The organism is Clostridium aminobutyricum (assembly GCF_017255415.1).
GTDB classification, from domain to species: Bacteria; Bacillota; Clostridia; order Peptostreptococcales; family Anaerovoracaceae; genus Aminipila; species Aminipila aminobutyrica.
In genome coordinates, this window is the sequence record NZ_JAFJZZ010000001.1 from 1,312,258 (window position 1) to 1,322,862 (window position 10,605).

Below are 10,605 nucleotides of genomic sequence, written 5' to 3' on the forward strand. Positions count from 1 at the left end.
ACTCTTCCAACTGTTAAATGAGCCTTTTGATATATAAAAACGGAAGCCGTATTAAACCGCTTCCGAAAATTAATTGTTTATAAATTGTATTTTTTTATCCTGTATTGCAAACTCTGTCTCATGATACCTAATTCATCTGCGGCATTTGTAACATTGTTATTGCAACGCTTCATGGCTCTGCGAATGACTTCTTTTTCATATTGATCCATAATGTCCTTCAATTCCATTTTAGGGATGAGTTCTTTATAGATAACATGATCCCCGTATAAATACTTTGGCAAATGATTTACTTGGATTACATTTCCTGTCATGGTATTAAAACAATACTCTAAAACATGCAATAATTCTCTAATATTTCCGGGCCAATCGTACCGTTTAAATAGACTGAAAACTTCATCCGAAACTTCCGTATCCTGCTTTAAATAATTCCAAGATAACTTCTTTGTAAAATATTTGGTTAAAATATCAATGTCTCCTTTTCGTTCCCTTAACGGCGGGATCGTAATCGTCACTGTGCTCAGTCTGTAAAATAAGTCTTTTCTAATCTTATTGTTGCCGACTGCAAAAAGTGGTTCTTCGTTGGTAGAAGAAATAATTCTGGTATCACAATAAATATCATTTAACCCGCCCACACGCTTAAATTTCTTCTCCTGTAAAACACGAAGCAGTTTTGATTGCATATGTATATCCATTGAGTTAATTTCGTCCAAAAATAAAGTGCCGCCATCGGCCTGCTCAAATAATCCCATTCGATCGGTACTTCCGGTAAAAGAGCCTTTTTCTGTGCCGAACAAAATGCCTTCAATTAAATTTTCCGGAATAGCCGCACAATTAATGGCAACAAACTCTTTATCCTTTCGATCGCTAGCAGAATGAATACTTTGGGCAAATAATTCCTTTCCTGTTCCGGTTTCTCCATAAATTAAGACGGAGCAATCGCGCTCAGCTACATGACGTGCCAAGCTGATTGATTCTTGATAATTTACATCCTCGCCGATTAAGTCATCAAATTTATAGAATCTAAATTTGTAGTACTTTTTTTTATTGGAAATATTTTGTATGTTTTTCTCCGATAGATATTTCTCAAATATTTCGTTTCCTTCTTTACGAAGTTCAAAAACCGATGAATCCTGACATAGCCCGACTGCACCGACTAAATTATTCTCAATGAAAAGCGGCTTCCCGGTATTCATCGTTGTGATGAACTCCCCATTTTTCGCTTTAAAATGATCACAGCGGTTAACAACTGGCTTCTGGGTTTTGATTGTGGTAAGAATCGTGCTGTAGTCCTCATTTAAATCATAAATATCCATTAAATGTTTCCCAACAATATTCAATCGATTTGTTTTTTCTATTTTCTCACTCGCCTTATTACAAAATAAAAGATACCCATTTTGGTCAAATATCTGAACCGCATCCGGAATACAGTCTAGTACTTCTTCATAGATTCTGCTGTTGTCATTCCCCTTGGTTATATAAAGAATAGAACCCTTCCCCATGGCATTGTTCACTTTTAAATACCAAAAAAACAAACTATTTAAAGTAAAATATCCACTATTATTATTTAGGTCTATATTTAAAAAATTAGTGATTTCTTGGCCAATATACTTATTCCAGTCAAACGTTTTGTCAACACTGCTAATATGGCAATAGTCAAAATGCTTAACTATATTATTATCATCCAAAAAACATATTACATTATAATAGCCCATAGAGTATTCTCCTTTGGTCTCATTTCTTTGATTAATTATTATATTGATTTTATACTTCATAACCAAATTTATCAAGTCAGTTTCTATGGGAATGCTTTATTAAAATTTCAAATTTCCAGTAATGCTTTCTACGCATTTTACCAGTGCTCCGTCGTGTATAAGCGCTTTTATGTACTCCATATCAGGATAAAAATATCGATCCTCTTCTACGGTAGGTACTTCCTTCCTCACTAAATCATAGACAGCCTGAGTAGCTGTGGAAAGCTTCAAGTCATTTATAAAATCCAATGCTTGAAGTTCAGTCATAATCTCTATTGCCAGTATATATTCCAATTTTTTTGATACTTCATAGGCTTTCTTTGAAGCATAATAAGCCATGGATACCGGATCTTCCTGACTGGCGCAAGTTGGGACATTATCAATGGTAGAAGGATGGGATAGTACTCTTATTTCACCAACCAATCCTGCTGCCGTATATTGTGGAATCATATATCCGTTGTTTAATCCCGGATTTTTTACTAAAAATGCCGGATAACCGCTTAAATGTCTATTTACAAGCCGATCCACTTTTGCTTCTGATAATTTCGCCAAATTCGCCATAGCAATACACGCGGCGTCCATATGAATCCCGACATAAGCACCATCGAAATTACCTCCCATTAGTGCAATTCCATCTCCATCCTCCGGAAAAATAATCGGATTGTCACTGCAAGAATTCATTTCCTCGACAACAGAAGTCGCCGCTTCCCTCAGGGTTCTTTTGACTGCCCCATGAATCTGCGGAAGGGGCCTAATAGTAAGAGAATCCTGTACTCTTAAATTCATGCTGGCTTTTGCTATTTCGCTGTCTTTCAGTATAGAAAGAAGATTTTCTGCCGTTCTGCTTTGTTCAATGTGCTTTTTTCGATCGATTAGCCTTTTGTCGCAGGCTTTCAGTGTTCCTTGCATTGCCTCATACGCCAGTGCACCTGCTATATCGGCAGCTTTTGTTGCTTGAATGGCATTATATATGGTCAAAACAGCAATAGCAGTTACTGAGGTAGTTCCATTTAATAGGGATAACCCTTCTTTACATTCTATAACGATAGGTTCCAATCCTGCTCTTTCTAGTGCCTCGCCGCCTTCGAGCAATTCTCCTTTATACCAGGCCTTTCCTTCACCTAACAGTACTAACGACAGCTGTGCTTCCACACCCAAATAGCCAACGGAACCTTCACCCGGCGCAAACGGGATAACTCTTTTGTTCAGAAGATTTTTAATTAATTCGAGCATCTTCAACGAAACACCCGAATAACCAAGTCCTGTGTTAAGTAGCTGTATCAATTGTATGCCACGCACCAGTTCTTCTTCCAAGGGTGCCCCTACTGCACAGGCATGTGAACGAATGATATTGGTTTGAAGTTTTACAGAATCGCTTGGCGAAATCACATTGATTACGTTATCACCAAATCCGGTAGTTACGCCATAAATGATCCGGTTTTCTGCTAAAAACTTTTCCAATAGGGATTTAGAATGCTTTACTTTTTCACAATATTCATCAGAGAATTGTACTTCTGCGCCGTATCTGGCAACTGATACAAATTCTTCAATTGTTATATCTCCCTTGCCTAATATAACGCTTTTTATTCCCCTCGGATCTTTACATAAAATCGTATCTTTATTCAATTGTATTCCCTCCCCATTCTATATTTAATGTCTTTACTAACTTAATAAAGCAATAATCATACCACATATCTATAATTGTACTAATATTGCTATCAAACGTATACTCTTTTTCTATTATCCCTTATATAATATTAAAAGCAGCAAAGCTATTTTGCGCCAATGCAAAACTATTTTGCTGCTTAATTTATCAATAATTTATTTTTACCGACTCCATTTCAATATCACTGAATTCTACACTGTCAAAATGATATAAGGTTTCAAATACATTCCCTCTTGCATATGTTTTTAGCAGTTCCGGGCACCATTAGAGCACTACAAAATGAGCATAAGAAAACCCGCGTAAATCAAGGTTTTACACGGGTTTGTGTTTGTTTTATATGCTGTGATTTCAACGTTTTGTATTCATTTCTACTAAAAAAACAAGCCATCTTTTATTTACTAAATATTCGTGTTCTAATAAAATATTAGAAATGAAGCTCTGTACGCTGAATCAAATCTTTCTGTAACGGCTTGCCAAGCTCTACAAAGTAAGCGCTATATCCGGCAACACGTACCAACATGTCTTTGTAATCTTCAGGTTTCTTCTGTGCAGCTCTCATCGTTGCAGCACTCATCACATTGAACTGAACATGCATTGCCTGCTTAGCGATATACTCATCGATGAAGCTTACCAGGTTGTCTCTTCCTTCTGTACCTGCAATAGCCTCCTGTGGAAATCTAAGGTTCAGCAGCGTGCCATTGGTGGCAAGGCTATGATCAACCTTAGTTACAGAGTTTGCAATTGCCGTCGGCCCGTAAATGTCGTGAGAGCCTCCTTCCGTATGCACCGGGCCCATGTTGTCTGAGATTGCCTCACCTGCTTTACGACCATCCAGAGAAGCGTTGGTATTCAACCCCATCCCTACATTTGCATTGACGGAGTATACGCCCGGACTGAACTCGCCGCCCCTTGGCGTCTTCCGTCCTGCGATATGTCTGCAGTAGCATTCGAACATATATTTGAACAGGTCATCTGCATAATCGTCATCATTGCCGTAATGATGAACTTTTGAGCTATTGACGAGCGCATAGAGTGCCTCATGGCCTTTCCAGTTGTCCTTTACTGCCTGAAGCAGTTCAGCACCGGTGTAGCGCTTCTCATCGAACACCAACTGCTTGATAGCAGCCAACGTATCTGCACAAGTGCCGATGCCGCTGGCCTGCGGCCCGATGCCGTTATACTTAGCTCCGCCCTCTGTCAGATCATTGCCAGTACCGATGCAGTCCTCGAAAAATGCGGAAACAAAGGGAAGAGGCTTACGTGCTCTATGTGCTTTGTCGATGATATTCAGGCTGCTGCACATCTGATCGCACCAGTAAGCGAACTGTTTGTCGACGCTTTCAAGAACCTCTTCGAAGTTCTTGTATGTATCCAGGCTGCCAGTATCCGGGCCAAGGTGTCCACCGATAGCTCCGCAGTTCTCCCATCTTGCACAATGAGGACCGCAATCCAGGCAGCGTCCGCCATTGATCACCATTTCCATCATCTTCGCTGCATTCACATACGCGGCATCATGCCAGCCGTATTCCTTACCGGGAAGATCGGGCTCAACGCAACCTACAACCGCATAGTCTCTTGCCTCTTCAAGTGTCATTCCCTTCCTCATCATAGCCTTGATAGTGGGGCCGTCATTGAAAATCTTCGGATGTCCGTACCCTGCACGGATACACTCAACAGTCTTTACCTTTAATTCATAAGGTGTATTTTCATGCAACCGTACTAAGAGCCACGGGTTCATCATACGTGTATGTGCAGAAGCTTCCAACATCAACATGGTCAGATCGTTGGTCATGTCATTGCCATCGCGATCTACGCCACCGATGGTCAGACATTCACCACCGAAGCCACGACCATTACGGACTATTACGGTACCCTTATCCTTCAGCTTGGTGGGATTGTTCATCTTAACATACTGAACCTCGATAAGCTCAAGAGCGAATTCCTTGGTAAGGGTGCCATTCTTTATATCAGCCTCATAATAGGGATGCAGCCACTGATCCATACGACCGTAGGAAATCGAATGTCCATTGCCTTCGATCTGAGTAAGGGTCGTTGCGAAATTGAACAGCTGCAGTGCCTGCCAGAAAGTCTTTGCCGGACCGCCTGCTATCTGATGACAGTTTTCTGCCATGGTTTCAAGTTCTTGCTTCCTCTTGGGATCCTTTTCTGCTGCGGCGCGCTCTTCAGCCAGCTCCAGATAACGCTCAATGTACTTTTTAGCAGCTTTAAGGGAGATCATCATCGCCTCGTAGAAGTCTCTCTTATCTGCATAGTCCGGATCTTTCTTGGTCAGCTGTGTAAAAGCCAACTTGGCTTCTTCAATCAGGCCATTGAAGCCGACCCTCATCAGCTTTTCGTAGTCCAGAACCAGATGGCCGACACCTGCATAATGGTACAAATTGGTCTGGAAAATCTTCTTACCTACCTCAGAGCCCTTGAGTTGATCCTCTTCCAGTCTTGAATTGATAAGATCATCAACTGTCTTGCCTACCCAGTATTGGCAAAGCTCTACGATTTCTTTCTTGTCTTCGTCGTTTCTGATGTAAAACTGGTCATGTGCACGCTCCTCAAAGGGGAAATGCTGCACTTCATCAATGATCCAGTTCACAGAGAACTCCGGATATATCGGTGATGCCTTTGCCGGTGCAGCAATCTCGCCCAGGATGATATCTTCATCATAGATGTCCAGATTTGCATGGAGCAGGATATTCTCAAAAGCATAAGCGCACCGAAGCTTGGGTGTACATCCCTCATGTTTCTTATAGGCCTCGGTAACCAGCCTTAATCTCTCCACGTCAACGTCATACGGTCTATCCAGGAATGTCTGTCTAAGATGGTTTACACGCGGAAACGGCGACCAATCTTCATGGTGAACCTGATAGCCCAGACTGTAAGGTTGGTCAAAAGGCTCTGTTCCACACGGTTTTTTACATGTATTTATAGTAAAACTCATTACAAAATACCTCCTCATAAATTACTTTATTGTTTTTCTTTCGTACCGACCTGGCAGTGGATGCCACGGCTGTTGAAATAGTCCGCTAGTTCATTGATACGCTTCTGAAATGATCTCCTATTGACCCTGACATCTTCCATCTTGTAGGGCATGCCCAGCGAAAGGTATTTCTCTTCGCCCAGACGCATAAAGCTCAGAAGTTGTAGTACTCTGACATGACCGCCAAGCTCGTCAAGGATAAAATCAGCCGTAGCTTTTATATTATCCATATCATCATTTACATTCGGAATAATCGGAACCCGCAGAATGAGTTCGCATTCTTCAGTCGTCAGTCGTTTCAGGTTTTCCAGAATTCTAGTATTGTGTACTCCAGTATACTTTTTATGGATATTTATATCCATATGTTTTATATCCGAAATTATAATATCCGTATAGGGCAGGATCTTTTCGATTTCTTCCCAGTCGGCATAGAAGGTGGACTCCAAACAAGTATGAATGCCTTCGTCTTTGCAAGCTTTAAAAAGCTCTGCCACAAAGTCGCTTTGGATCAAAGGTTCGCCGCCGGAAATCGTAACACCGCCACCGGAGCGATCATAATATCCCTTGTCCTTGCGTATCTCTTTCAAACATTCTTCCACGGACATGGGCTTACCCCACTGCTTGATAGCGTCCGAAGGACAGGCATTATAGCAGGCAAGGCAATTGGTACATTTACTGCGATCTATGGAAGTAAGTTTGCCGCGCGTAAAATTCAGTATGCCCTCCTCGGGGCAGGCTTTCTCACACGCGCCGCATTTTTTGCGTGAAATACATTTGCTTTTGTACACGCCCAGCTGTATAGAAGCCATCTGACTCTCGGGATTGCTGCACCAATCGCATCTCAGAGGACACCCCTTCAAAAACAACTCCGTACGGATGCCCGGTCCGTCGTGGATCGTAAAACGCTGAATATTGAATATAATTCCTTGCCGTGACAATTGATTCCCTCCGCCAAATAACAAGTACTGTTATTTCTTTATATTGATATATTAGATATTCAGTATATCAAAACCAATATAAAAAAAGAAGTGGCCATTCTCACTATTTTAAATAGGGAATATTCCCTATTTAAAATAGTGAGAATGGCCACCTATGATGATGATAATTATTGCTCGGCATTTTTGAGCAATTTGCATAATTGAAAACGGCTTTTTACTCCGCACTTGGTATAGATATTCTGCACATGATTCTTGACGGTATGATAGCTAATCACCAGTTCGTCGGCGATGGCCTGATAAGTCAGACCGTCGTACAAAAGCTCCGCCACTCTCCGCTCCGCCTGTGTCAAAGGCAGTTTCGTCCCGGGATGATCAGGAGTCTTTCCTGTCTCGTTCTTGGAAATGGTAATCCAATGATACCTGTCTATGATGCCGTGCGAATAGCACTGATCATAGGTGTATATTTTAAAAATATAGTTTTTGATGACACTGGTCTGAACACGATATGTGGTGATGATATCCTCCTCGCCTCCCAGCAGGAAAGGCAGCCAGGTACAGGGTTTTGTGCTGCTCATCTGATCAGCAATGGAAGATCCCAGAATGTCTTCCAGATAATTCAGCGCTGTCTTGTTATAGCTCATGATGTGCATAAAGTCGTCAGTCACCAGATAAGCCTTTTCACCTGAGGAAATTATTTCATCCTGAATGTTGGAGAGGATCTTTGCCTGTTCATGCTTTTTGAAGTTTTTATAAGAATTGGCCACATAAATATAGATTTTATTCAGCTCCTCGATTTCCTCATCGGTAAAATCCCCCTCCTCCAGATATTTAAAAAAGATAATCTGAATGTAAGCATTGATACCGAAAGCCATAGTCACACTGTAATGTGCGTGGAAGTTTTCTTCCATAAAGCGAACATATGCGGAATGATCATAATCGATGGGATCGATTATATCTGTGGATTTATAGAGCCTGGGAATGACATTGAAATAAGTCAGGTGGTCACGGCGCGCATCCTGATAGGCTATATGCCCGATCACATCGTTCGCGGCAAATTTTCTGTATGGATGTTCTTCACAGTCGATCAGAATGCCGTTCCGGTCTGTCCACGAAAGAAAATTATTATCCTTATCAAAGCACAAGATCAGTACATTTTTCAAATCAAAATTTTTATCTAGAGAATTCAGCAAAACATTACTGAAGAATTCACGTGCTGAGATTTGACGCTCTGACATTTCCAAGAGAAAATCCAACTGACAGACATCTTTGTATTGCATAACACCCTCCTATACCGTCCGAAAAGCTTTATTAATTACCTCTTCTGAACATTCTATTTCTGAGTTATCTGTTTCTTTTCTGTGGTCTATACAAAAAAGTCTTGTTTTTGGGTATATTAGAGATAACCACAAATCCACAAATACCAACGAAACGAGAGACTTTTATGAATACTATTATAGCAGATAAATTACGCACTCAACAGACTGTTTCAATAAAAACAGATTTGTTTTCAAACAGATTGTCCAAGCTTCTCTACGGCAGACAACCGCTAGTCTTCTAATAGAAGCTGGTTGGACTCTTCTTGATATAAAGGAACTGTTAGGAAAGGTTGTATATCTCCTCCATTGCCAATACCTATGGTCATATATTTACAGAATCAAAGCGTAAACTTGCACAAGATGTGGGAAAGATATTAGAACCAACAAGATAAATAGTATCGCCTTGGATACTTTTTTAGAATTAAAAAACCTATACCATAAAGTATAGGTTCTTTTATGTGTCATTTGCTCATTTGATGCAGACTTGAAGCTCGAATGTTAAGTTCAAAATACAAAGAGGACCATTGGATTGCTGCATCAATAATTTATCTTTACCGACTCAATTTCTATATCGCTGAACTCAACACTGTCAAAATGATATAAAGTTTCAAAAATATTCCCTCTCGCTCTTGCTGTATATTTCATTTGGATTTCGACTGGAATATTTTCTCCAGTACTGGAATCTGTAAATAATGCATAAATCGTGCCTTCACGCTTATATGCATCAAACGGAGTTGGCGGCACATAAGTTCTATCCGGTTGGTATAAATTTATATCTAATAAAGTTATCGTTGAGGGTTTGATTCCATAATTAACTAACCCTAATAACGCCTTTTCAGCCTCTGGGGTTAATTCAAATGAAGCCATTCCGATAAGCCTATCCGTCTCCCCATCATAAATCAGTATTCTTGGATCTTTAATCTTTGTAAACATCTTATTCTTCCTCCTTCTTTTATCATAATATTCAAGTAAGGCTAAAATGCGTGATTTTGTCAGATAGCAAGAATCAGTTTTTAGACATAAAAAAATGCACATCTGTTGATGTACATTCTCATGGTGCGCGATGAGGGACTCACACAGCCTCGCTCTGCTCGTCTGCCGTTCTTCGCTTTCATTTCATTTCAGCTTGAACCAGTCGCTATTCGAAAGTACGCTGTACTTTCTCACTTTACGCTTCTGCCCTTTCGGGTTCAAGTCCTTTTTAAACATAAAAAAAATTCTTACACCTTACAGTATAAGAATTTCCTTGGTGCGCGATGAGGGACTTGAACCCCCACGGTCGCCCGCTAGATCCTAAGTCTAGTGCGTCTGCCAATTCCGCCAATCGCGCATATATTGGTGACTCCACCGGGAATCGAACCCGGGTTACCGCCGTGAAAGGGCGGTGTCTTGACCGCTTGACCATGGAGCCATATTTTCTTTTCTGGTTACAAATGCTCAAGCATTGTATCTTCGATTTTGAGCAAAGCTCTTGCTTTCACAAGAGCTGCTCTCAAAACCGGCAACGTCCTACTTTCCCAGGCAGCTGCCCGCCAAGTATCATCGGCGCTAGAGAGCTTAACTACTGTGTTCGAGATGGGAACAGGTGGATCCTCTCCGCTATAGTCACCGGATTTACGCATCCTAACCCAATTTGTTTCACAAATTGTTGGTAGGTGCTATACGGGAATTCCCCAGCTTTAGCTGGTACGGAATTCTTCCGTTCTAGCTTGTTAATTTTTCACTAGCCTTCGTTGCTGCTCTCTCATGCGGTGCTCATGTACCTTTGTACACTCCGCTCCTCTTCGAGTTTGCGCCTTGGCTACTAAAAAATTTCCTTCGCTATCGATATATTCTTTTCTTTTGAGGTGTACCCTCAAAACTGAATAACATACTTTTATCATACTCTTAATAATCTTCAATTCTTGAAACCTTATTGGTCAAGCGTTCGACCTATTAGTAT

Annotated in this window: 6 protein-coding genes, 2 tRNA genes and 1 rRNA gene; all 9 read right to left on the minus strand. The window is 40.9% G+C overall.

What is annotated here, in order from left to right:
• Positions 1 to 77: 77 nt before the first annotated feature.
• The 9 genes from JYB65_RS06225 to rrf all read right to left on the minus strand — a co-directional run bounded on the left by JYB65_RS06225 (position 78) and on the right by rrf (position 10,276).
• Complete coding sequence (locus JYB65_RS06225; RefSeq protein ID WP_206581720.1) at positions 78 to 1,712, minus strand: sigma-54 interaction domain-containing protein; 1,635 nt, start codon at positions 1,710 to 1,712, stop codon at positions 78 to 80.
• 99 nt (positions 1,713 to 1,811) lie between these two features.
• A complete protein-coding gene (locus JYB65_RS06230) occupies positions 1,812 to 3,377 on the minus strand; it encodes an HAL/PAL/TAL family ammonia-lyase (protein ID WP_209010482.1) in 1,566 nt (521 codons plus the stop codon).
• A 464-nt stretch (positions 3,378 to 3,841) separates the two neighbouring features.
• Positions 3,842 to 6,370, minus strand: a complete 2,529-nt coding sequence (hpfG, locus tag JYB65_RS06235; protein ID WP_206581721.1) for a (2S)-3-sulfopropanediol dehydratase — start codon at positions 6,368 to 6,370, stop codon at positions 3,842 to 3,844.
• A gap of 26 nt (positions 6,371 to 6,396) precedes the next feature.
• Complete coding sequence (gene hpfH / locus JYB65_RS06240; protein ID WP_206581722.1) at positions 6,397 to 7,347, minus strand: (2S)-3-sulfopropanediol dehydratase activating enzyme; 951 nt, start codon at positions 7,345 to 7,347, stop codon at positions 6,397 to 6,399.
• A gap of 167 nt (positions 7,348 to 7,514) precedes the next feature.
• On the minus strand, positions 7,515 to 8,624 hold the full coding sequence (locus JYB65_RS06245; RefSeq protein WP_206581723.1) for a helix-turn-helix domain-containing protein: 1,110 nt from the start codon (positions 8,622 to 8,624) through the stop codon (positions 7,515 to 7,517).
• A 576-nt stretch (positions 8,625 to 9,200) separates the two neighbouring features.
• Positions 9,201 to 9,596 (minus strand): hypothetical protein, encoded by a 396-nt coding sequence (locus JYB65_RS06250; protein ID WP_206581724.1) that lies wholly within the window; start codon positions 9,594 to 9,596, stop codon positions 9,201 to 9,203.
• A gap of 314 nt (positions 9,597 to 9,910) precedes the next feature.
• Positions 9,911 to 9,993 (minus strand) — tRNA-Leu (locus JYB65_RS06255).
• A 6-nt stretch (positions 9,994 to 9,999) separates the two neighbouring features.
• Positions 10,000 to 10,074, minus strand: a tRNA-Glu gene (locus tag JYB65_RS06260).
• Between the two features lie 85 nt (positions 10,075 to 10,159).
• Positions 10,160 to 10,276, minus strand: a 5S ribosomal RNA gene (rrf, locus tag JYB65_RS06265).
• Positions 10,277 to 10,605: the final 329 nt, after the last annotated feature.

What these genes read in the sequence shown, in the direction of transcription:
- JYB65_RS06225 (WP_206581720.1), bottom strand. Translation starts at nt 1,712, where the DNA reads ATGGGCTATTATAATGTAATATGTTTTTTGGATGATAATAATATAGTT.
- hpfG (WP_206581721.1), bottom strand. Translation starts at nt 6,370, where the DNA reads ATGAGTTTTACTATAAATACATGTAAAAAACCGTGTGGAACAGAGCCT.
- JYB65_RS06245 (WP_206581723.1), bottom strand. Translation starts at nt 8,624, where the DNA reads ATGCAATACAAAGATGTCTGTCAGTTGGATTTTCTCTTGGAAATGTCA.
- JYB65_RS06250 (WP_206581724.1), bottom strand. Translation starts at nt 9,596, where the DNA reads ATGTTTACAAAGATTAAAGATCCAAGAATACTGATTTATGATGGGGAG.